This window comes from Metapseudomonas cellulosilytica (assembly GCF_049334135.1).
GTDB lineage: Bacteria > Pseudomonadota > Gammaproteobacteria > Pseudomonadales > Pseudomonadaceae > Metapseudomonas.
Map to the genome: position 1 here is coordinate 17840 of NZ_JBHZGN010000029.1, position 20580 is coordinate 38419.

Annotated in this window: 14 protein-coding genes; 2 read left to right on the plus strand and 12 right to left on the minus strand. The window is 66.9% G+C overall.

The window, feature by feature from the left end:
• Positions 1–67 precede the first annotated feature (67 nt).
• Positions 68–775, plus strand: coding sequence for a type 1 glutamine amidotransferase (locus ACFW0H_RS26225; protein WP_422916774.1), 708 nt, complete (start codon positions 68–70; stop codon positions 773–775).
• Positions 776–927: 152 nt separating this feature from the next.
• Here the strand turns inward: ACFW0H_RS26225 and ACFW0H_RS26230 are convergent, their stop codons facing one another.
• The 11 genes from ACFW0H_RS26230 to ACFW0H_RS26280 all read right to left on the minus strand — a co-directional run bounded on the left by ACFW0H_RS26230 (position 928) and on the right by ACFW0H_RS26280 (position 13604).
• Positions 928–2352, minus strand: a complete 1425-nt coding sequence (locus ACFW0H_RS26230) for a gamma-aminobutyraldehyde dehydrogenase (protein ID WP_422916775.1) — start codon at positions 2350–2352, stop codon at positions 928–930.
• A gap of 173 nt (positions 2353–2525) precedes the next feature.
• Positions 2526–3332, minus strand: a complete 807-nt coding sequence (locus ACFW0H_RS26235; protein WP_422916776.1) for an ABC transporter permease — start codon at positions 3330–3332, stop codon at positions 2526–2528.
• Positions 3322–4260 carry an ABC transporter permease gene (locus ACFW0H_RS26240; protein WP_422916777.1) on the minus strand — a complete coding sequence of 313 codons (939 nt, stop codon included), beginning with the start codon at positions 4258–4260 and terminating at the stop codon, positions 3322–3324. Before ACFW0H_RS26240 ends, ACFW0H_RS26235 begins: the two co-directional genes overlap by 11 nt.
• A 3-nt stretch (positions 4261–4263) precedes the next feature.
• Complete coding sequence (locus ACFW0H_RS26245; protein WP_422916778.1) at positions 4264–5274, minus strand: ABC transporter ATP-binding protein; 1011 nt, start codon at positions 5272–5274, stop codon at positions 4264–4266.
• A 74-nt stretch (positions 5275–5348) separates the two neighbouring features.
• Positions 5349–6500 carry a putative ABC transporter substrate-binding protein YdcS gene (gene ydcS, locus ACFW0H_RS26250; RefSeq protein ID WP_422916779.1) on the minus strand — a complete coding sequence of 384 codons (1152 nt, stop codon included), beginning with the start codon at positions 6498–6500 and terminating at the stop codon, positions 5349–5351.
• A 285-nt stretch (positions 6501–6785) separates the two neighbouring features.
• Positions 6786–8426, minus strand: coding sequence for a BatD family protein (locus ACFW0H_RS26255; RefSeq protein WP_422916820.1), 1641 nt, complete (start codon positions 8424–8426; stop codon positions 6786–6788).
• Entirely contained in the window at positions 8426–10147 is a 1722-nt protein-coding gene (locus tag ACFW0H_RS26260) for a VWA domain-containing protein (RefSeq protein ID WP_422916780.1), read from the minus strand. Before ACFW0H_RS26260 ends, ACFW0H_RS26255 begins: the two co-directional genes overlap by 1 nt.
• Positions 10144–11163 carry a vWA domain-containing protein gene (locus ACFW0H_RS26265; RefSeq protein WP_422916781.1) on the minus strand — a complete coding sequence of 340 codons (1020 nt, stop codon included), beginning with the start codon at positions 11161–11163 and terminating at the stop codon, positions 10144–10146. Before ACFW0H_RS26265 ends, ACFW0H_RS26260 begins: the two co-directional genes overlap by 4 nt.
• A complete protein-coding gene (locus ACFW0H_RS26270) occupies positions 11156–11647 on the minus strand; it encodes a DUF4381 domain-containing protein (RefSeq protein ID WP_422916782.1) in 492 nt (163 codons plus the stop codon). Before ACFW0H_RS26270 ends, ACFW0H_RS26265 begins: the two co-directional genes overlap by 8 nt.
• A complete protein-coding gene (locus ACFW0H_RS26275) occupies positions 11644–12522 on the minus strand; it encodes a DUF58 domain-containing protein (protein ID WP_422916821.1) in 879 nt (292 codons plus the stop codon). Before ACFW0H_RS26275 ends, ACFW0H_RS26270 begins: the two co-directional genes overlap by 4 nt.
• A gap of 122 nt (positions 12523–12644) precedes the next feature.
• Complete coding sequence (locus tag ACFW0H_RS26280) at positions 12645–13604, minus strand: AAA family ATPase (protein WP_422916783.1); 960 nt, start codon at positions 13602–13604, stop codon at positions 12645–12647.
• Between the two features lie 400 nt (positions 13605–14004).
• On the opposite strand from ACFW0H_RS26280, the gene ACFW0H_RS26285 reads away from it, so the two are divergent.
• The gene (locus tag ACFW0H_RS26285) at positions 14005–18867 is read left to right on the plus strand and encodes an NAD-glutamate dehydrogenase (protein WP_422916784.1); all 4863 of its coding nucleotides are present in this window, start codon (positions 14005–14007) and stop codon (positions 18865–18867) included.
• A gap of 705 nt (positions 18868–19572) precedes the next feature.
• Here ACFW0H_RS26285 and ACFW0H_RS26290 read toward each other — a convergent pair.
• Entirely contained in the window at positions 19573–20442 is an 870-nt protein-coding gene (locus ACFW0H_RS26290) for a DUF6685 family protein (RefSeq protein WP_422916785.1), read from the minus strand.
• Between the last annotated feature and the right edge of the window lie 138 nt (positions 20443–20580).

Sequence of the window (20580 nt, forward strand, 5' to 3'; positions counted from 1 at the left end):
AATTGAGACTTCCTTTACTCGACCCGGCATGGCCTTTGCCTCAGACTCCTCCATCGGAGGGGACCCCATGACCGACATCCTGATTCTTACCCATGCCGACTTCTGTTCGCCCGGCTACCTGGCGACCGTCCTGGATCGTGAGCAACGCGACTTCACCGTGCTGCGCGCGGACCTGGGCGAACTGGAGGGCTACGACCTGGACCGACCCAGGGCCGTGGCCATCATGGGCGGGCCCATGAGCGTGAATGACCCGCTGCCCTGGATAGGGGCGGAAATCGATGCGTTGCGTCACTTCATCGCCCGCGACGTACCCATGATCGGCCACTGCCTGGGCGGCCAACTGCTGGCTCGCGCCCTTGGCGCATCGGTGCACCGCATGCCTTATACCGAGATCGGCTGGCAGCCAATGGAGACGCGTGCCCCGGCCAGCGACAACCCCTGGCTGGCGCATCTGCCGACGGAGTTCGCCATCTTCCAGTGGCACAGCGATACCTTCGACCTGCCGGAAGGCGCGCAATGGTTGATGGACAGCCCCTGGTGCCCCAACCAGGGCTTTTCCTGGGGCGACCAGGTGCTGGCGTTGCAAGGCCATCCGGAGATGACCGAGGACCTGGTGCGCCTCTGGCTGACGGACTGGGCCCACTTGCTGGATGAGACCCAGCCCAGCCAACAGGCCAGGGCGCGCATGCTCGAGGACCTGCCGGCCAGGGTGGCGGCGCTTAACCAGGTGGCGGACGGCTTCTATCGGCGCTGGTTGGGCCTGGCGTTCGGCTGAGGATCCGCATCCGCCGTGGGGCGACTGCTCTTGTAGGGGCGAATTTATTCGCCAAGGGCTGCGCAGCTGCCCCCTCGGACGTCCAGCGGCAGGCCTGCGGCCTGCTTGGCGAATGAATTCGCCTCTACAGAGTTCGGGCCCCCTTCAGCCGTTCAATGCCGAATCATCACATGCCGCACCACGGTGTAGTCCTCCAGGCCATACATGGACAGGTCCTTGCCGTAGCCGGACTGCTTGAAGCCGCCGTGGGGCATCTCGTTGGTGAGCATGAAGTGGGTATTGATCCAGGTGCAGCCGTATTGCAGGCGCGAAGCCACCGCAGCGGCACGGCCGACGTCGCGGGTCCAGACCGATGAGGCCAGGCCGTAGTCCGAATCGTTGGCCCAGCGCACCGCCTCGTCCACGTCACTGAACGGCGTGACCGTCACCACCGGGCCGAACACTTCCCTCCGCACGATCTCGTCATCCTGTTTCGCATGGGCCACCACCGTGGGCTCGTAGAAGAAGCCGCTGCCGGCCACCGGCTTGCCGCCGGTGGCGATCTGGATATGGGACTGGCCACGGGCGCGGTCGACGAAGCCGGCCACCCGTTCGCGCTGGCTCTGGGTGATCAGCGGGCCGAGCTCGGTGGTCGGGTCGTTCTGCAGGCCGATCTTGAGGCTGGAGACCGCGCTGGCCAGGTCCGCCACGAAGTTGTCGTAGATCTTCCTGCCGGCGTAGATGCGGCAGGCCGCGGTGCAGTCCTGGCCGGCATTGTAGAAGCCGAAGGTACGGATGCCGGCCACCACGTCGGCCAGATCGGCGTCGTCGAACACCAACACCGGCGCCTTGCCGCCCAGCTCCATATGGGTGCGTTTGGCGCTTTCGGCGGCGCTGCGGATGATGGCCTTGCCGGTGCCCACCGAACCCGTCAGCGACACCATGCGTACCAGTGGGTGCGACACCAGCGGGCTGCCCACGGTCGGGCCGCGGCCGGTGACGATGTTGACCACCCCTGGCGGCAGCAGCTCGGTGATGAAATGGGCCAGGCGCAGGACGGTCAGCGGCGTCTGCTCGGAGGGTTTGAGCACTACGGTGTTGCCGGCGGCCAGGGCCGGACCGAGCTTCCAGGCCGCCATCATCAGCGGGTAGTTCCAGGGCGCGATGGAGGCGATCACGCCCACCGGGTCGCGGCGGATCATCGAGGTGAAGCCCGGCAGGTACTCCCCGGCGGCAGAACCGGTGAGGCAGCGGCAGGCGCCGGCGAAGAAGCGGAACACGTCGGCGATGGCGGGGATCTCGTCGTTCAGGGCGGCGGCGTAAGGTTTGCCGCAGTTGTCCGACTCCAGTTTCGCCAGCTCTTCGGCATGGCCTTCGATCTTGTCGGCCAGTTTGAGCAGCAGGGTGGCGCGGTCCCTGGGCGAGGTCCGTGCCCAGCCTTCGAAAGCGGCATCGGCGGCGCGCACGGCAGCTTCGACCTGGGCTTCGCTGGCTTCGTGGACTTTCACCAGTACCGCACCGGTGGCGGGATTCAGGACATCCAGCGCTTCGCCTTCGCCTTGAAGGAACTGGCCGTTGATCAGCAGTTTGGTTTGCATGGTGGGGTCCTCGATCGAGTGCCATTCATCCCCTCTCCCGCTTGCGGGAGAGGGTTAGGGAGAGGGTGACGAAGCAGGGGCGGGCAGCGTTGCCTGGACAAGCCTCGCAACCCTCTCCCCGGCCCTCTCCCTGAAAGGGAGAGGGGGTGGATTGTGCGCGGAGGCAAGCGTATTCACTTGCCACCCCCCGCCACCGCCTCGGTCCCCCGCGTCAGGTAGTAGGCGCCGAGGATGGGCAGCATGGTGGCGAGCATCACCAGCAATGCCACCACGTTGGTCACGGGCACATCACGGGGACGGCTGAGCTGGCTGAGCAGCCAGAGGGGCAGGGTCTGTTCGTGGCCGGCGGTGAAGGTGGTGACGATGATTTCGTCGAAGGACAGCGCGAAGGCCAGCATGCCGCCGGCCAGCAGGGCGGTGGCGATATTCGGCAGGATGATGTAGCGGAACGTCTGCCAGCCGTCGGCGCCCAGGTCCATGGAGGCTTCGATCAGGTTGTGGGAGGTGCGGCGCAAGCGCGCGATCACGTTGTTGTAGACGATCACCACGCAGAAGGTGGCGTGGCCGACGACGATGGTGAAGATGCCGGGCTCGATGCCGAGGGTCTTGAACGCCGAGAGCAGGGCAATGCCGGTGATGATGCCGGGCAGGGCGATGGGCAGGATCAGCATCAGGGTGATGCTCTCCTTGCCGAAGAAATCGCGCCGGTACAGCGCGGCCGCGGCCAGGGTGCCGAGCACCATGGCCAGCGCGGTGGCCAGGCAGGCGACCTTCAGCGACAGGATGATGGCCTGCAACACATCCTCGCGGCTGGCCACCACGACGAACCAGTCCAGGGTGAAGCCCTGCAGCGGGAAGCTGTAGGCCGACTCTTCGGTGTTGAAGGCGTAGAGCAGGATCACCAGGATCGGGAAGTGCAGGAACAGCAGCCCGCCCCAGGCGGCCAGGCGCAGGCCCCATGAGGCTCGTTCAAAGCGCATCGAAGGCCCCCAGCCGCTTGGCGATGGACAGGTAGATGGCGATCAGCACGATGGGCACCAGGGTGAAGGCCGCCGCCAGCGGGATGTTGCCCACCGAGCCCTGCTGCACGTAGACCATGGTGCCGATGAACAGCCCGCTGGGTCCCACCAGCTGCGGGATGATGAAGTCCCCCAGGGTCAGGCTGAAGGTGAAGATGGAGCCGGCCACCACGCCGGGAAAGGACAGCGGCAGGATCACCTGGGTGAAGGTCTGCCGGGGCTTGGCGCCGAGGTCCGCCGAGGCCTGCAACAGCGAGGGCGGCAGGCGCTCCAGGGAGGCCTGGATCGGCAGGATCATGAAGGGCAGCCAGATGTAGGTGAACACCAGGAAGCGCCCCAGGTGCGAGGTGGACAAGGTGTTGCCGCCGAGCCCGGGCAGGGTCAGCAGGTTGCCCAGCAGGCCTTCCAGGTGCAGTTGCTGGATCAGCCAGTAGAAGATCCCGCCCTTGGCCAGGATCACCGTCCAGGCATAGGCCTTGACGATGTAGCTGGCCCACATGGGCAGCATCACGGCGATATAGAAGAAGGCCTTTTCCCTGGGCGAGGCGTAGCGCGCCATGTAGTAGGCGATGGGGAAGGCCAGCACCGCGCTGGCCAGGCTCACGGCGATGGCCATGGTCAGGGTGCGCAGGATGATGTCGTAGTTGGCCGGGTTGAGCAGGGCGACGTAGTTGGCCAGCGTCAGCTCCGGCGTCACCGCCATGGTGAAGTCGTCGAAGGTGTAGAAGCTCTGCCAGAGCAGGGCGAACAGGGAGCCGACATAGATCACGCCGAACCACAACAGCGGCGGGGTCAGGAGCAGCAGCAGGTAGAGCGTCGAGCGACGGTAGAGCAGGTTGGAAAGCCCGCGCAGGGGACCGCTCTGCTGGCTGGCGAGGACGGTGTTCATGACCTACTCGCTGAGCGCGACCATCGCGCTGCGGGCCCAGCAGGCCTGCACCTGCTGGCCGGGATGCGGGCGTGCGCTGTCCTGCTGCTCGCCGTTGGGCAGGCTCACCGCCAGGCGGCCGCCGCCTTCGAGGTTGAGTTCGTAGCGGCTGCTGGCGCCCAGGTACTGCACGTCATGCACTGTGCCGCTGACCTGCAGCTCGCCATTGGTCGCACTGCCGAAACGCACGTGTTCCGGGCGCAGGGAGAAGGCGCCGGGATTGCCGGTGAGGCGCTGGGCCAGGTCGCCGTGGAGCACGTTGGCGGTGCCGACGAATTCGGCGACGAATCGGGTACGGGGCTGGCGATAGAGATTCTGCGGGCTGTCCACCTGCTCGATGCGGCCCTTGTTGAACACCGCCACCCGGTCGGACATGGACAGCGCTTCGCCCTGGTCGTGGGTGACGAAGATGAAGGTGATACCCAACTGGCGCTGCAGCTTCTTCAGTTCCACCTGCATCTGCTCGCGCAGCTTGAGGTCCAGGGCGCCGAGGGGTTCGTCCAGCAGCAGCACGCGCGGGCGGTTGATCAGCGCACGGGCCAGGGCCACCCGCTGGCGCTGGCCGCCGGAGAGCTGCGCCGGCTTGCGCTCGCCATAGCCGGGCAGGGCGACCATGCCGAGGGCTTCCTCGGCGCGGGCCAGGCGCTCGGCGCGGGCCACGCCCTTGACCTTGAGGCCGTAGGCGACGTTGTCGCGCACGTTCATATGGGGGAACAGCGCGTAGTCCTGGAACACGGTGTTCACGTCGCGCTCGTAGGGCGGCAGGCCGGCGGCCTCTTCGCCGTGGATGCGGATGGAACCCGAGGTGGGCTGCTCGAAACCGGCGATCAGGCGCAGGCAGGTGGTCTTGCCCGAACCGGAGGGGCCGAGCATGGAGAAGAACTCACCATCGCGGATTTCGATGGACACCCGGTCCACCGCCCTCACGTCGCCGTAGTGGCGGCAGACATCGGTGAACTGGACGGCTGTGGTCATGGATATGGCTCCGGAGGGCTTTGCTCCCTCTCCCTCCGGGAGAGGGGTAACTTCTGGGGAGAGCTCGGTGCGAGTTACCTGCCTCCCATGATCGAGATGTAGTCCTGGGTCCAGCGGCTGTACGGGACGAACTTGCCGCCCTCGGCCTGCGGGGTTTTCCAGAAGGCGATACTGTCGAACTGGTCGTAGCCGTTGGTGGCGCAACCGCCGGGGCCGAGGAGTTCGCTGCTGGTGCAGGCCTTGGCGACCACCGGCAGGGAGCCGAACCAGGCAGCCAGGTCACCCTGGACCTTGGGTTCCAGGGACCAGTTCATCCACTTGTAGGCGCAGTTCGGGTGCTTGGCGTCCACGTGCAGCATGGTGGTGTCGGCCCAGCCGGTGACCCCTTCTTTCGGGAACACGGTTTCCACCGGCTGCTTTTCGGCCTTCAGGGTGTTGGCCATGTAGCCCCAGGTGCTGGAGGCGGCCACGCCCTCGTTCTTGAAGTCGCTCATCTGCACGGTCGCGTCATGCCAGTAACGGTGCACCAGGCTGTGCTGCTTGCGCAGCAGGTCCAGTGCGGCGGCGTATTGTTCCTCGGTGAGCTGGTAGGGGTCCTGGATCTTCAGCTCCGGCTTGGCGGACCTCAGGTAGAGCGCGGCATCGGCGATGTAGATGGGGCCGTCGTAGGCCTGCACGCGGCCCTTGTTGGGCTTGCCGTCGGCCAGTTGCTGCGGCTCGAAGACCACCGCCCAGCTATCCGGCGCCTGCTTGTACAGCTTGGTGTTGTACATCAGCAGGTTCGGGCCCCACTGGTAGGGGGTGCCGTAGTGCTGGCCGTTCACCGTGTGCCAGGGGGCGTCCTGGAGACGCTCGTCGAGGGTATTCCACTTCGGGATAAGGGCGGTGTTGATCGGCTGGACCCGCTTGCCGAACACCAGCCGCAGGGAGGCATCGCCCGAGGCGGTGACCAGGTCGTAGCCGCCCTTGGCCATCAGGCTGACCATCTCGTCGGAGGTGGCGGCGGTCTTCACGTTGACCTTGCAGCCGGTGTCTTTCTCGAACTGGGTGACCCAGTCGTAGCTCTTGTCCGACTCGCCGCGCTCGATGTAACCGGGCCAGGCGATGATATCGAGCTGGCCTTCGCCGTTACCGATCTGCTTCAGCGGCTCGGCGGCCTGGGCGGAGGTGATGAGGCAGGCGCAACTGACGGCGAACGAGAGGAATGCGGGTTTGAGCGAAGGCATTGTCGACTCCTGTTGTACATGACGTGCGGAGCCTGTTCGGCGGAACTGCATGCCGTTGGCGGTGCGTTGAAAGCGAACCGAAATGTACCGCCGCTGCTCGCATTGAGCAGCGTAGTTCGGGGCCTTGGGGCTGACAAGGAAGGGGCCGGAGGGCGCCACCGCCGGTGTTTTGCGATTGGCTTTCGCTCATGTTCGCGGGGCGGGTTGGCGGGCCTTGGGCGGTGGACCGCTGAAGCGCGGTCCGGCCCGGTGCCTGGCGGTAATAAAGGAAGGGGAGTTGCAGCCTCAGCGCGGGTACAGCGGTGGCAGCTGGCTCGGCTCGGCGACCGTCTGCTGCTGCGTCTGGGGCGCCGGCAGGGCGCGGATGGCTTTCCACAGATCCTCGCCCTGCCATTGCTGACCGGTTTCGCTGTAGAGCGCGCCATTGAGTCCATCCATGGCGTCGGACAGGGGCACGAAGCGCGCGGCCATGTCGGCGAGGGTCTCCGGTTGTTGGCGCGCCCAGTTGTCCAGGGCTTGCCGGGTGGCGTGGGGATCATTGGATTGGCAGGCGCGGCGCAAGTCGTCCAGCAGGGTGCGGGGGCTCGGCCCGGCCTGGACGGTGGGCAGGATCGCCGGCTGGCGACGGGCGCGCCACCAGAGGCCGAAACCCAGCAGCGTGGTGCCGGCGAGCAGGGCGCTGGCGAGCTGCCAGGGCCAGACCCGGGCCTGGCTGGCCGCGGCGCCGGCCGGGGCGCCATCGGCCGGGCGGGTGCTGGCTTCCAGCTCCGGATTGCTGGCCACTTCCAGGCTGCGTGCCGGAATTTCGCTCTGTTCGAGGCGATCCAGGCGCGTGTTCCACCAGGCGATGCGCACTGTCGGCAATTCCAGGCGGCCGCTGCTGGTCGGCACCAGGGCCTCGCGTTCTTCGCGGCTGCCGATCAGGCCGCGTTCATCGATCTTGTTGGCCAGCTGCGGCTGGTCGGGATAGCGCCGCAGGCCATTGGCCTGGGTCGCCGGCAGGGGCGGGATCTGGTTGCTGGACAGCCCCTCCACCTGGAGCAGCAGGCTGCGGGTCAGCGAGTCGCCGCTCTGCACCGCCTTGGGGTCCGGGCTCCAGGATTCAGTCAGGGTCAGGTTACGCGCCGGTAGCCAGGGTGCGTCGGCCGGGTACTCGGCAGGCTTGGGTTTGACCGTCAGCGGGATGCGCGGCGAATTGACCCGCGTCAGCTTGCCCGGCCTGGGGCCGAAGGGCTGGAAGCCGTCCTGGCTGCCGGGGTCGACCAGGGTTGCGCTGAAGACTTGCGGCGGGATGTTCAGCACGCCGCTCTTCTGCGGGAAGAGGGCGTAGCGCACCTCGATCACGCCGTGGCGCACGCCATTGATTTCCTTCTCGTAGGTGCGTGGATCGCCCAGCTGCTGGACGAGGGCATCGTCCATCTGCAAGGGGCTGAGGCTGCTGTCGTCGTAAAGCGACACCGAGTGGTAGATGCGCAGGGTGAGGATGGCCTGGGCCTGCACGTAGACATTGTCCTGGTCCAGGCTGGCGTCGATGAACACCGGCGCCAGGCTCCCGCTGCCGGATTTTTCGGCCTTCTGCACGTTCAGGGTGATGGGCGCGCTGTGGACGTCGCCCAGCTTCAGCGCCGGGATGGTGACGAAGCCGCTCTGCTTCGGCTGCAGGGTGATGATCCAGCGGGTGGCGCGGTCGTTACGGCCGTTGAAGGTGCCGAGCTGGTTGATCTGACGGGTCCCGAGCACTTCGAACTGGGCATTGAGCGGTGTCAGGTCGGGCTTGCCGAACAGGGTCGGGTCGGAGGATTCAAGGGTCAGCTCGACGGTCTCGCCCTCGCTCAGGCGGGTACGGTCGACGCTGGCGGAGAAGCCGGCGGCCTGGGCGGCGAGCGCCAGCAGGCTGAGAAGGAGGGCGCATAGCAGGCGCGTCATCATGGTTCTTCCTGGCGCTGTTGCTGTTCGTACCAGAACTTGCGGCGCAGCAGCTCGGCGGGGTCGTCGGGTATCCGCCGCAGCCATTGCTCCAGCGCCTGGCGACGCTCGTCGCCCAGGGGCTCGGTGCTGGCGGTGCGGGTATGAGTGGTGTCCTGGGGCGTGGCATCTTCGGCGGTGCCGCCGGTGCCGGGCTGCGTCGCGCCATTCTGCCTGGCCTCGCCATTGCCCTGTTGCAGGGCGCTTTTGCTGGCGCTCCGCTCGTCGGCCTGCTGTTGTGCCGATTTCTGTTCGCCGTTCTGGCCCGAGCGTTGCTGCTCGCTACCCTGCTGGTCCGAGTTGGCGGCTTGCGCCTCGGCCTCCCGCTGGCGCAGCAGGTCTTCCAGCAGTGCCTTGTTCTTCTTCGCCGCCTCGAGGTCGGGCTGGCGTGCCAGGGCGGAGTCGTAGGCGTCGATGGCCGCTTCCAGTTCACCGGCCTGGGCCAGGGCATTACCCCGGTTGTAGTGGTCCGCTGCGCTGTCGCCCTGGGCGAAGCGGGCGGCGGCTTCGGCGTAAGCACCGGCCTGATAGAGCGCCACGCCCTGCCAGCGCGGGTCGCTGAACGTGCTGGCGGCTTCGGCCGGGCGCTGGGCTTCCAGCAGGCGCTGGCCCTGCTGGTCCGGGCGCAGCCAAAGGTCGTCGAATTCCAGGGCGAGGCTGGGGCGCGGCAACACCAGCAGCAGCGGTAGGCAGAACAGCCAGCCGCGGCGGCCGGCGCAGGCGGCGATCAGCAGCAGCGGCAGCAACAGCCAGTGGCCCTGGTCGGCCCAGGCGGCCAGGCGTGCGATTTCGCCGGTGTCGCGCAGGCTGCTCGGACCATCGAGCAGGCCCAGGCGGCGAAGGTCGCCTTCGTCCAGCTGGACGCTGGCATAGCGGCCGCCGAGGTCCGAGGCGAAGCGACCCAGTTGGGCGCTGTCGAGCTTGGGCAGGAGGATGGCGCCCTGGTCATCCTTGAGGAATCCGCCATCTTCCTGGGCGATGGGGGCACCGGCGGCGGTGCCGACGCCGAGGATGGCCAGGCGTTCGCTGCGCGAGCCAAGGGCCTGGCGGATACCGGCCTGTTCCTGCTCGTCGAGGCCGCTGGTGACCAGCAGCAGGCGCCCCCGGCCCTGGGCACCCTGGTCGAGCAGGGCCAGGGCCTTGGTCACCGCACGGTCGGCGCGCTGGCCGGCCTGGGGCATGATCGACGGCTTGAGGGAGTCGATCAGGTTGAGGCTGGTCATCAGGTCATCGGACAGCGGTACCAGGCTGTGGGCGCTGCCGGCATAGACCACGATCGCCGTTTGCGCATCGCGGCGGGCGTCCAGCAGGTCGCTAAGCTTGCGCTTGGCCTGTTCCAGGCGGCTCGGGGCGATGTCGGTGGCGAGCATCGAGGGCGTCAGCTCCAGCATCACCACCAGCGGGTCGGCGCGCTTCTGGGTGCTCTGTTCCATCTGCTGCCAGCTCGGGCCGAGCAGGGCCAGCAGGCCGAGCAGCCAGGCCAGGCCCAGGGCGAGCCAGGGCAGGCGATTGCCGCGGCGCTTGCCACCGCTCAGCAGCCACGGCTGGAACGCGCGGGGCAGCAGCTGCTCCCAGCGGCCGCTGCGGCGTTCGCGGTGCCAGAGTTGCCAGAGCAGCCAGCCCAGCAGCGGCAGCACCAGTAACCAGGCGGGGCGAAGCCAGTAGGGCCAGAGATCGATCATGGACGCCTCCGCAGCCATTGTGGGCGTTGTTGCAGGGCGTTGGGCCAGAGCACGCGGCACACCAGGGCGAGGCTCAGCAGCAGGGCGCCGGCCAGGGGCCAGCTATAGAGGGCGTAGGTCGGACGTGCCTGGCTGGCGCGTTGGCTCACCGGTTCCAGGCTGTCGAGGGTTTCCTCGATCTGCGCCAGTTCCTTGCTGTTGCGGGCGCGGAAATAACGGCCGCCGGTCTGCTCGGCGATGGCGGTGAGGGTCGGCTCATCCAGGTCCATGCTCGGGTTGAGACCGAGGATGCCCAGCACGTCGCCTTGCTGCGGGTCGGCGCCGATGCCGATGGTGTAGACCTTCACCTTTTCCTCGGCGGCGAGGCGGGCGGCCGTCAGCGGGTCGATCTCGCCCCCGGTGTTGGCGCCGTCGGTGACCAGCACCAGCACCCGGCTGTCGGCCGGACGCTGGCGCAGGCGCTTCACCGCCAGGCCGATGGCGTCACCGATCGCGGTGTTCTTGCCGGCGATGCCGATCAGGGCTTCGTCCAGCCAGGTGTGCACGGTCTGGCGGTCGAAGGTCAGCGGCGCCTGCACGTAGGCCTGGCTGCCGAAGAGGATCAGGCCGATGCGATCGCCCCGGCGGCCGTCGATGAAGTCGCCCATCAGGTGCTTGACCAGGGTCAGGCGGCTGACGTCCTCCTCTTCCCACTGCATGTCGGCGTAATCCATGGAGCCGGACACATCCACCGCCAGCAGCAGGTCGCGGCCGCTGGTGGGCAAGGGTTGCGGCTCGCCCACCCACTCCGGGCGCGCGGCGGCGCAGAGCAGCAGCAGCCAGAGCAGGGCGAAGGGCGTCTGCTGGCGCCAGGCCGGCAGGTTGGCGCGGGCGCGGCGGCCCGCCAGGCCCTCCAGTTCGGCGAGGAAGCTCACATTCAGCGCAGACTCGCCGCTGTCCGCCGGTGGTAGCAGCAGGCGCAGCACCCAGGGCAGTGGGGCGAGGACGAAGACCCAGGGCCAGGCGAACTCAAACATGCTTGCGAATCCAGGTCTCGACGGACTGGTAGAGGCTGCTGATGGCCTTGTCGTCCAGCTTGCATTGCGGGCGATAGGCGCCTTCCACCAGGATCATCCAGCGCGTCAGGCCGGCCGCCGGGCAACGGTTGTCGAGGTAGGCGAGCCAGGCGCGGCCGCTGAGGGTATGGCTCTGGTCGTCGGGGTAGTGCATGCGGCACAGGCGTTTGAGCAGGCCGTTGAGCTCCTGCAGCCAGGGGCCGGCCGGCGCGCCGTCGTAAGGCTTGGGCAAGCGCGCCAGTTCCTCGAGGGCGGCCACGCGCAGTGGGTCCAGCGGCTGTTCGGGCTCGACCTCGACCCGGCGTGTGTGGCGGCGCCAGGCGTACCACAGCGCCCAGCCCAGCAGTCCCATGAGCGGCGGCAGGCACCACCAGCCGGGGGCGGGTGGCCACCAGGAAATGGCCGCTGGGGCGATCAGCGGTTCCAGGCCGTCCAGCGGGTTCATCGTACGCCGCCCTTGTGCTGCAGGTAGTCGCGCAGTTGCTCGATCATGCCCTCCTGGGTGGAGAGCGGCAGCAGCAGTACGCCGAGGCGCTGGGCCAGGCGTTCCCAGCGCGCGCTGCGGGCTTCGCCCATCTCGCGGTAGGCCTGGCGCAGGTCGCCGGCGTGGGTGTCCAGCTCCAGCTGCGCGCCTTGCTCGGCGAAACGCAGCAGGCCGGCGGCGGGCAGGGCATGGTCGAGGGGGTCCGATACCGGCATCAGGATCAGGTCGGTGTGGCGGGCCAGCAGGGCGATCTGTTGTTCGGCGGTATCGGAAAGCGTGCGTTCGTCGCAGAGGATCACCACCAGGCTGCCCGGGCGCAGCACCTCGCGGGCGCGGCGCAGGGCCAGGCTGAAGCCTTCCCGATGGGTCGCCGCCGGGTTGCCGAGGGCCTGGTTGGCGCGGGCCAGGCGGCTGAGCAGCTGGAGCAGGCTCTGCTTGCTGCGCCGGGGCTTGATCTCGTGGTGGTCCTGGTCGCTGAACACCAGGCCGCCGACCCGGTCATTGTGGGCCAGCGCGGCCCAGCCCATGAGGCTGGCGGCCTGGGCGGCGAGCACCGACTTGAACACCAGCCCGGTGCCGAAGAACAGGCGCTGGCTCTGCTCGACCATGATGAACACCGGCCGCTCGCGCTCCTCGTGGAACAGCTTGGTGTGGGGCTCCTGGGTTCGCGCCGTGACGCGCCAGTCGATGGTGCGCACGTCGTCGCCGGCCTGGTAGACCCGTACCTGGTCGAAGTCCACGCCGCGTCCGCGCAGCTTGGAATGGTGCAGGCCGATCAGCGGGCTGCGCCGGGCCGGGCTGGAGAAAATCTGCACTTCGCGCACCCGGTGGCGCATGTCGATCAGCTCGGCGAGGTCCACGTGAACCCCCTCCCCGCTGGCCACGGGCGGGGCGGCACCGGGCGTCGCCGGACGGCGTTTCCGGACCCGGAACTTCCAGGCCGCCGCTTTCAGGCGCATCAGGCCACCGCCACGACATCCAGGATGCGCTGGATCACCCGGTCCTGGTCGACGCCGGCGGCCTCGGCCTCGAAGGAGAGGATCAGGCGATGGCGCAGCACGTCGAAGAGCACCGCCTGGATGTCCTCGGGGCTGACGAAGTCGCGGCCGGCCATCCAGGCATGGGCGCGGGCGCAGCGGTCCAGGGCGATGGAGCCGCGGGGGCTGGCGCCCCAGGCCAGCCACTCGGCCAGCTCGTTGTCGAACTTGGCGGGGGTGCGGGTGGCCATGACCAGGTGCACCAGGTATTCCTCCACGGCTTCGGCCATGTAGAGGCCGAGGATTTCCTTGCGCGCGGCGAAGATCGCCTGCTGGCTGACCTGGTGTTCGGCGCGGGTCTCGCCATGCAGCGCCTCGCCACGGGCCTGCTGGAGGATCTTGCGCTCCACGGAGGCATCCGGGTAGCCGATGCGCACGTGCATGAGGAAGCGATCGAGCTGGGCTTCGGGCAGGGGGTAGGTGCCCTCCTGCTCGATGGGGTTCTGGGTCGCCATGACCAGGAACAGCGGCGGCAGGGCATAGGTGCACCGCCCGATCGACACCTGGCGCTCGGCCATGGCCTCCAGCAGGGCGGACTGCACCTTGGCCGGCGCGCGATTGATCTCGTCCGCCAGTACCAGGTTGTGGAAGATCGGCCCCTGCTGGAAGACGAAACTGCCGTTCTCCGGGCGATAGATCTCGGTGCCGGTGATGTCCGCCGGCAGCAGGTCGGGGGTGAACTGGATGCGATGGAACTGCGCCTCCACGCCGTCCGCCAGGTCCTTGATGGCCTTGGTCTTGGCCAGGCCGGGCGCGCCTTCCACCAGCAGGTGGCCATCGGCGAGCAGCGCGACCAGCAAGCGGTCGATGAGCTTTTCCTGGCCGAGAATCTGGGTGGATAGGAAGTTTCGCAGGGCGACTAGCGCGTCACGGTGTTCCATCGATGGACTCGTTGAACTGTGGAGGAGAGAGCTATAAGCCCTCCGGTGATGGGGCATAACTGTAATCCAGACCAGGGGAAGCGGCCTAGAAGAGCCTGAATTCAGGTATTGGTTCCGTGACGCGGGTAGGTTTTACATGGGCCTTACACAGGGCATTGGCGAATGTGTCTGTAGGACTGCTGTGTAGCCGCTGGGTGAACGAATATGTCGCAGCGCCGTAAGCGCATCGTCGTTCTCCCTCGTTAAGCTTTCGCGGCAATGGTGACCGCCGGGTCGCAGTTGTCCTCCCGGCGTTCGCCCGGAGCGGGGCCACACTGCCCGGAACGACCTGTGGCCCTTTCTCCGCTTATTAGGCGTTCTACGCTTAATCCCAACAAAACGAGCCTAGCGGAGCACAACCATGACGTCCTTCACCGCAGCCAGCAAAGCCGACTTCCAGCACCAACTGCAGGCGGCCCTGGCGCAGCACGTCAGCGAAAAGGCATTGCCACAAGTAGCCCTGTTCGCCGAACAATTCTTCGGCATCATCGCACTCGACGAGCTGACCCAGCGCCGGCTGTCCGACCTGGTCGGCTGCACCCTGTCGTCCTGGCGTCTGCTGGAGCGTTTCGACGCCGCCAACCCGGAAGCCCGGGTATTCAACCCCGATTACGAGAAGCACGGCTGGCAGTCCACCCACACCGCGGTGGAAGTGCTGCACCCGGACATCCCCTTCCTGGTGGATTCGGTGCGCATGGAGCTCAATCGCCGCGGCTACAGCATCCATACCCTGCAGAACAACGTGATCAGTGTGCGCCGCAATGCCAAGGGCGAGCTGGTTGAGGTCCTGCCCAAGGGCGCCCAGGGCAAGGATGTGCACCATGAGTCCCTGATGTTCCTGGAGATCGACCGCTGCGCCAACGTCGGCGCCATGAAGACCCTGGAGAAGGCCCTGCTGGCAGTGCTGGGCGATGTCCGCGTGGCCGTGGCCGATTTCAAGCCGATGAAGGCCAAGGCCCAGGAACTGCTGTCCTGGCTGGACAAGGCCAAGCTCAAGGTCGATGGCGAGGAGCTGGCCGAGGTGAAGGTGTTCATGGAGTGGCTGCTGGACGACCACTTCACCTTCCTCGGCTATGAAGAGTTCACCGTGGCCGAAGAGAAGAGCGGCGGCCACATGGTCTACGACGAGAAATCCCTGCTGGGCATTTCCAGGCTGCGTCGCGCCGGGCTGAAGAAGGAAGACCTGCACATCGAGGCGGAGGCCGTGGCCTACCTGCGCGAGCCGACGCTGCTGTCTTTCGCCAAGGCTGCCGAGCCGAGCCGCGTGCACCGTCCGGCCTACCCGGACTTCGTGTCGATCCGTGAGCTGGACGCCAAGGGCAAGGTGATCAGGGAGTGCCGCTTCATGGGCCTCTATACCTCCGCCGTGTACGCCGAAAGCGTAGGGCGCATCCCCTACATCCGCCGCAAGGTGGCGGAGATCCAGCGCCGTGCCGGATTCGATGCCAAGGCCCACCTCGGCAAGGAGCTGGCCCAGGTCCTGGAAGTGCTGCCGCGCGACGACCTGTTCCAGACCCCGGTGGACGACCTGTTCTCCACCGCCATGTCCATCGTGCAGATGCAGGAGCGCAACAAGATCCGCCTGTTCCTGCGTCGCGACCCCTATGGCCGCTTCGCCTATGCCCTGGCCTACGTGCCGCGTGATGTCTACTCCACCGAGACGCGCCTGAAGATCCAGCAGATCCTGATGGATCGCCTGCAGGCCAGCGACTGCGAATTCTGGACCTTCTTCTCCGAGTCGGTGCTGGCACGCGTGCAGTTCATCCTGCGCCTGGACCCGAAGAACAAGCTGTCTGTCGATATCGCGTTGCTGGAGAAAGAGGTCATCCAGGCCTGCCGCTCCTGGAAGGACGACTACGCCAGCCTGATCAACGAAAGCTTCGGCGAAGGCCAGGGCACCCGCGTGCTGGCCGACTTCCCGAAAGGCTTCCCGGCCGGTTACCGCGAGCGCTTCGCCCCGCACTCGGCGGTGGTGGACATGCAGCACCTGCACAGCCTGTCCGACGAGCGCCCGCTGGTGATGAGCTTCTACCAGCCGCTGGCCCAGGGCGAGCAGCAGCTGCACTGCAAGCTGTACCACGCCGATACCCCGCTGGCCCTGTCCGACGTGCTGCCGATCCTGGAAAACCTCGGCCTGCGCGTGCTGGGTGAGTTCCCCTACCGCCTGGTGCGCCAGGACGGCCGCCAGTACTGGATCCACGATTTCGCCTTCACCAGCGCCCTGGGCCAGGAAGTCGACATCCAGCAACTGAACGACACCCTGCAGGACGCCTTCGTCCACATCGTCAACGGCCATGCCGAGAACGACGCCTTCAACCGCCTGGTGCTGACCGCCGCCATGCCCTGGCGCGACGTCGCCCTGCTGCGTGCCTACGCCCGCTACCTGAAGCAGATCCGCCTGGGCTTCGACCTGTCCTACATCGCCAGCACCCTGCTGAACCACGCCAATATCGCCAAGGAGCTGGTGCGCCTGTTCAAGACCCGCTTCTACCTGGCGCGCAAGCTGGCGGGGGATGACCTGGAAGACAAGCAGCAGAAGCTGGAGCACGCCATCCTCGGCGAACTGGACAACGTCGCCGTGCTCAACGAAGACCGCATCCTGCGGCGTTACCTGGACCTGATCAAGGCGACCCTGCGCACCAACTTCTACCAGACGGATGCCGCTGGCCAGAACAAGTCCTACTTCAGCTTCAAGCTGAGCCCGCGCCTGATCCCCGAGATCCCGCGGCCGGTGCCCAAGTTCGAGATCTTCGTCTACTCCCCGCGCGTGGAAGGCGTGCACCTGCGCTTCGGCGATGTGGCCCGCGGCGGCCTGCGCTGGTCGGACCGCGAGGAAGACTTCCGCACCGAAGTGCTGGGCCTGGTCAAGGCGCAGCAGGTGAAGAACGCGGTGATCGTGCCCATGGGCGCCAAGGGGGGGTTCATCCCGCGTCGCCTGCCGGTGGGCGGCACCCGCGACGACATCCAGGCCGAGGCCATCGCCTGCTACCGCATCTTCATTTCGGGCCTGCTGGACGTCACCGACAACCTCAAGGAAGGCAAGGTGGTGCCGCCGGCCAACGTGGTGCGCCACGATCCCGACGACCCCTACCTGGTGGTGGCGGCCGACAAGGGCACCGCGACCTTCTCCGACATCGCCAACGGCATTGCCCAGGAGTACGGCTTCTGGCTGGGCGACGCCTTCGCCTCCGGCGGCTCGGCCGGTTATGACCACAAGGGCATGGGCATTACCGCCAAGGGCGGTTGGGTATCGGTGCAGCGCCACTTCCGAGAGCGCGGTATCGATGTGCAGAAGGATCACTTCACCGTGATCGGCATCGGCGACATGGCCGGCGACGTGTTCGGCAACGGCATGCTGCTGTCGGACAAGCTGCAGCTGGTGGCAGCCTTCAACCACATGCACATCTTCATCGACCCGAATCCGGACGCCACTTCCAGCTTCCATGAGCGCCAGCGCCTGTTCGACCTGCCGCGTTCCTCCTGGGCCGACTACGAAACCAAACTGATCTCCGAGGGTGGCGGCATCTTCCTGCGCAGCGCCAAGAGCATCGCCATCAGCCCGCAGATGCAGCAGCGCTTCGAGATCGAGGCCGACAAGCTGACCCCCACCGAGCTGCTCAACGCACTGCTCAAGGCGCCGGTGGACCTGCTCTGGAACGGCGGCATCGGCACCTATGTCAAGGCCAGCAGCGAAAGCCACGCCGACGTCGGCGACAAGGCCAACGACGCCCTGCGCGTGGACGGCCGCGATCTGCGCGCCAAGGTGGTGGGCGAGGGCGGCAACCTCGGCATGACCCAACTGGGCCGTGTCGAGTACGGCCTCAATGGCGGCGCCAGCAACACCGACTTCATCGACAACGCCGGCGGTGTGGACTGCTCGGACCACGAAGTCAACATCAAGATCCTGCTCAACGAGATCGTGGGCGCCGGCGACATGACCGGCAAGCAGCGCAACAAGCTGCTCGCCGAAATGACCGACGACGTCGGCAACCTGGTGCTGGGCAACAACTACAAGCAGACCCAGGCGCTGTCCCTGGCCGAACGCCGCGCACGGGAGAAGATCGGCGAGTACAAACGCCTGATCGCCGCCCTGGAAGCGGCCGGCAAGCTGGATCGCGGACTGGAGTTCCTGCCGCCGGACGATGAGCTGAACGAGCGCATCGCCGGGGGCCAGGGCCTGACCCGTCCGGAGCTGTCGGTACTGATCTCCTACAGCAAGATCGATCTCAAGGAATCGCTGCTCAAATCCCTGGTGCCGGACGACGACTACCTCGCCCAGGAGATGGAAACCGCGTTCCCGGCGCGGCTGGCCGAGACCTTCGGCGAGTCGATGCGCCGTCACCGCCTGAAGCGCGAGATCATCAGCACCCAGATCGCCAACGACCTGGTCAACCACATGGGCATCACCTTCGTGCAGCGCCTGAAGGAGTCCACCGGCATGAGCGCGGCCAACGTGGCCGGCGCCTATGTGGTGGTGCGTGACGTGTTCCGCCTGCCGCACTGGTGGCAGCAGATCGAGGCGCTGGACTACAAGGTGCCAGCCGAACTGCAGCTGACCCTGATGGACGAGCTGATGCGCCTGGGCCGCCGCGCCACCCGCTGGTTCCTGCGCAGCCGCCGCGAAGACCAGAACGCCGCTCGCGACGTCAACCACTTCGGCCCGCGCGTGGAGGCCCTGGCCGGCCGCCTGGACGAGCTGCTGGAAGGCCCGTCCCGCGAGCAGTGGCTGGCACGCTTCCAGTCCTACGTCGAAGCCGGCGCGCCGGAAGACCTGGCCCGCGTGGTGGCCGGCACCAGCCACCTCTACACGCTGCTGCCGATCATCGAAGCCTCGGACGTCACCGGCAAGGACACCGCGGAAGTCGCCACCGCCTACTTTGCCGTCGGCGGCGCGCTGGACCTGTCCTGGTACCTGCAGCAGATCACCAGCCTGCCGGTGGAGAACAACTGGCAAGCGCTGGCGCGGGAAGCCTTCCGCGACGACCTGGACTGGCAACAGCGGGCGATCACCATCGCCGTCCTGCAGATGAACGAAGGCCCGGCGGACATCGAAGAGCGCGTGGCCTACTGGCTCGACCAGCACCGTGCCCTGGTGGAGCGCTGGAAGGCCATGCTGGTCGAACTGCGCGCGGCCACCGCCACCGACTACGCCATGTACGCGGTGGCCAACCGCGAACTCATGGACCTGGCCCAGAGCGGCCAGCACGGGGTGTGCATTCCCTGATGTCCGTGAAGGTGTAAGTTTTTAGTGCTCTCAGCCCCGCGCACGCGGGGCTTTTTTTTGTTTCTTCGCGGATTACCGGGGCTGTCATTGGCAGGTGCCTGATTGGTACCCGGGTATGAGTTTGTTTGAGGTTTGTTGCTCGGCTCGTTGCCGAGTAGGCTGCGGGTTTCTGTTTCGCCTTCCCAGGCGACTCCCTTTGGCAGTCGACGGAGTGCCGCCCACCCAAAAGGAAGCAAAGGGCTTGCCCCTGCATCCGGCCCGACTACGTCGGGTGCCCTCGCTCCATCATTGCGCCGGGGGCACGGCGCGAAGGGCCATCCAGGGCCCCGCACGCCTCTCGCGGCATCCATGCCGCTCGTCCCGCTCTGCAACGATTCCGCTCAGCCTCCTGAAGGGGCGGAATCCTTGCCCCACCGTCTTTGCATGGTTTCAGGTCGCTGTTGGCATCAGGACTGTTTGTGCCTCGCCGGCGCGAGTCACCCCTCTCCCTCCGGGAGAGGGGACGGGGGAGAGGGAGATATCCGGCTGCGCGGAGCCACCTAATGCCACTCATACGAAATTGGCAATCATGTGTTAATGCAATGCCTCCCCGGCGCTCCTCGAACTTGCGATACCCATCGGCCGTCGCTGATGGGTATCGCTGCGCTCCACCACATCCTACGGAAGCTTCCGGAGCCGATTCTGGACCCACCCGTCGAAGCGCGATCAGGCCAGCGCCTGCAGGTACCTCACCACATCCGCCGCCCCCGCCAGGCGAAGGCCCTCGCCCAGGGCGGTGGCTTCGGCGTGCGTCTTTGGCAGGAGGATGAACTCCGGGGCGCCCGGGTGGCGCAGGAAGGTCAGGCGTGAATAGGGAATACCGCCGTCCAGCAGCAGGCCCATGAAAGCCGGGTCGCTCCAGGCCTGAACCGGCATGGCCAGGACATGGTAACGGTCGTTCAGCAGGCCAAGCCCGCCAGGATCGAGGCGGTATTCGGTGATGTCGGCGGGGAGGGTGGCTTCCAGTTCGCGCAGGCGCGCATAGGCGATGGAGGCCGCGAAGGCTTCCACGTGCTGGTCGCCGTTCCAGAACACCCGCTTGCCGTGCCAGCCGGCCCGGCACAGGCTGATGGGCTCGCCGGCGAGGAAACGTGGCAGCGGCAGGCTGATGGCCTTGATGAAGTCCTTGTAGCTGATGATCCGCACTTTGCGGGTATGCAGGCCGGCCAGGTATTCCTCGAAGCTGGGCGAGGGGAGTGGTTCGTTGTCGCTGCCGCAGAAGCCGTCCACCTGGCGCAGGTCGAAACTGGAAAGCTGCTGTTCACTCCGCTTGACCACATCCACCAGTACTGCGTGGGCCTCGGCCTTGTCTTCCTGCACCGGGCCGGACAATGCACTGCGCGGCAGCTCCACCAGGCGCTGCAGGGGTGGGCCCGACTGCCACCAGATGGTTTCCTGGATCGGCGGCAAGGGTTGGAAGGGGAGGCGTATCCGGCTGGCCTGCTCCAGTATCCGTCGCGGTGCCTTGCCGATGCCGAATCGCTGGGCGATTGCCGCCAAGCGGGCGGTCAAGGGGGGTGGCTGCATCTGACTCATGGCCTGAATACTCCCGGGGCACGGGGGGCAGTTTGGCAGAGGGTTGCCGGCCGCGCACGCCGCGCGCCGCGCATATCCGCTTGGCGGGAACGAAGAGCGAATGGACGGTGTGGCAGAATCCTGCTGTTCATTGCCGAG

Coding starts and splice junctions, on each gene's coding strand:
- ACFW0H_RS26290 (WP_422916785.1), bottom strand. CDS start 20,442: ATGAGTCAGATGCAGCCACCCCCCTTGACCGCCCGCTTGGCGGCAATC.
- ACFW0H_RS26275 (WP_422916821.1), bottom strand. CDS start 12,522: ATGCGCCACCGGGTGCGCGAAGTGCAGATTTTCTCCAGCCCGGCCCGG.
- ACFW0H_RS26265 (WP_422916781.1), bottom strand. CDS start 11,163: ATGTTTGAGTTCGCCTGGCCCTGGGTCTTCGTCCTCGCCCCACTGCCC.
- ACFW0H_RS26255 (WP_422916820.1), bottom strand. CDS start 8,426: ATGACGCGCCTGCTATGCGCCCTCCTTCTCAGCCTGCTGGCGCTCGCC.
- ACFW0H_RS26245 (WP_422916778.1), bottom strand. CDS start 5,274: ATGACCACAGCCGTCCAGTTCACCGATGTCTGCCGCCACTACGGCGAC.
- ACFW0H_RS26270 (WP_422916782.1), bottom strand. CDS start 11,647: ATGAACCCGCTGGACGGCCTGGAACCGCTGATCGCCCCAGCGGCCATT.
- ACFW0H_RS26285 (WP_422916784.1), top strand. CDS start 14,005: ATGACGTCCTTCACCGCAGCCAGCAAAGCCGACTTCCAGCACCAACTG.
- ACFW0H_RS26225 (WP_422916774.1), top strand. CDS start 68: ATGACCGACATCCTGATTCTTACCCATGCCGACTTCTGTTCGCCCGGC.
- ACFW0H_RS26280 (WP_422916783.1), bottom strand. CDS start 13,604: ATGGAACACCGTGACGCGCTAGTCGCCCTGCGAAACTTCCTATCCACC.
- ACFW0H_RS26260 (WP_422916780.1), bottom strand. CDS start 10,147: ATGATCGATCTCTGGCCCTACTGGCTTCGCCCCGCCTGGTTACTGGTG.
- ydcS (WP_422916779.1), bottom strand. CDS start 6,500: ATGCCTTCGCTCAAACCCGCATTCCTCTCGTTCGCCGTCAGTTGCGCC.
- ACFW0H_RS26240 (WP_422916777.1), bottom strand. CDS start 4,260: ATGAACACCGTCCTCGCCAGCCAGCAGAGCGGTCCCCTGCGCGGGCTT.
- ACFW0H_RS26230 (WP_422916775.1), bottom strand. CDS start 2,352: ATGCAAACCAAACTGCTGATCAACGGCCAGTTCCTTCAAGGCGAAGGC.
- ACFW0H_RS26235 (WP_422916776.1), bottom strand. CDS start 3,332: ATGCGCTTTGAACGAGCCTCATGGGGCCTGCGCCTGGCCGCCTGGGGC.